Source organism: Methylosinus sp. R-45379 (assembly GCF_001644125.1).
In the GTDB taxonomy this organism is placed as follows: domain Bacteria; phylum Pseudomonadota; class Alphaproteobacteria; order Rhizobiales; family Beijerinckiaceae; genus Methylosinus.
In genome coordinates this window covers 1-1,220 of record NZ_LUUM01000165.1, presented here as the reverse complement: position 1 = coordinate 1,220, position 1,220 = coordinate 1, and the positions used below count along the sequence as shown (strand labels likewise).

Sequence of the window (1,220 nt, the reverse complement as noted above, 5' to 3'; positions counted from 1 at the left end):
TCGGTCATGATTCGCGAGGTCGATCAATTCCGGCGCGTGCGAAGTCGGGCGTCGCTGCCAGCCTGCATCTGGCGATCGATTTGGCCTTTGGCATCGGCGGCGAGCACGCATTCCATCAGCGGATAGTATTGGCGACCGTCATACGAAACCAGCAGCAAGTCGACGCCGGCATTGAGCGAAGCGACGACGCCGGAACAGATATCGTGGCGGTAGACGGCGCCCATGTCGAGATCGTCGGTCACGACGAGGCCTTCGAAGCCCCATTCGCCACGAAGCAGGCCGGAGATCGCCGCTTTCGATTGGGACGTCGGATGTAGCGGGTCGATCGCATCTATGATCGCGTGACTCGCCATGACGAGCGCGGGCGACTGCCGCACGATTTCGCGGAACGGCGCCCAATCCGATTGGGCCAAATCATACGCACGCGCGGCGAGGCGGGCCGGCATAGCATGGGTATCCTCCCGGACCCGGCCGAGGCCGGGGAAATGCTTCAAGGTCGCGCTCACTCCTTTCGCTTGAAGTCCCAGGATGAAGGCGGTCGCGACCTCGATGACGACCGCGGGATCGGCGTCGATGGCGCGGATTGCGATCCGGCTACCGTTGTCGGTTGCATGCGCCCGTCGCTCGAAACGCAAATCCACCACCGGCGCAAAATCGACGGTGACGCCGAGATCCACCAGTTCGGCGCCGAGCGCTTCGCCAGCCTCGCGCGCCTTTGCGCGTCGGACGTCGGGCGGCAGCTCCGCGAGATCGGACAGGGGAGCACGGGCGGGGAGCGGCGGCGAGAGATGCGAAACGATCCCGCCTTCTTGATCCGCGGCGACGATAAGTGGCGGCAGTCCGGCATTGCGCCGCAGTCTTTGGAGCTGCGCAATCTCGTCGCGCAACTGGTCGCGGCTCCGGCCGGCCGCATTACGATGGGTGACGAAAATCCCACCGATCAGACCGCGCGCGGCGAGAGGCGCGACCTCGCCGACGCTCTCATAGCCGAGAATGAAATGTCGGCCGTAGCGCTGGCCGAGCTCCAGCGGCCTGCTCATCACGCGATTTTCGCGCAGCCGCGCCGAGAGCCAATTGCCGGCGAGCGCGAGTGGAACGCAGCACCAAAGCGCGATGAGGAGGCGACCCTCGCGCGAAACTTTCCCGCCGCGCCGCATGGCGAAAACCGACGCCAGGACGCCTGCGATCGACGCACCGACGATCGCCGCCCATGCCCAGTT

The 1,220-nt window shown here is 65.7% G+C and carries 1 protein-coding gene; it reads right to left on the bottom strand.

The features are described from left to right. Nucleotides 1-23: 23 nt before the first annotated feature. A complete protein-coding gene (locus A1351_RS07820; protein ID WP_245291614.1) occupies nt 24-1,040 on the bottom strand; it encodes a glycoside hydrolase family 3 N-terminal domain-containing protein in 1,017 nt (338 codons plus the stop codon). Nucleotides 1,041-1,220 lie beyond the last annotated feature (180 nt).

Excerpts from the sequence above, each read along its gene's own strand:
- A1351_RS07820 (WP_245291614.1), bottom strand. The coding sequence starts at position 1,040 with ATGAGCAGGCCGCTGGAGCTCGGCCAGCGCTACGGCCGACATTTCATT.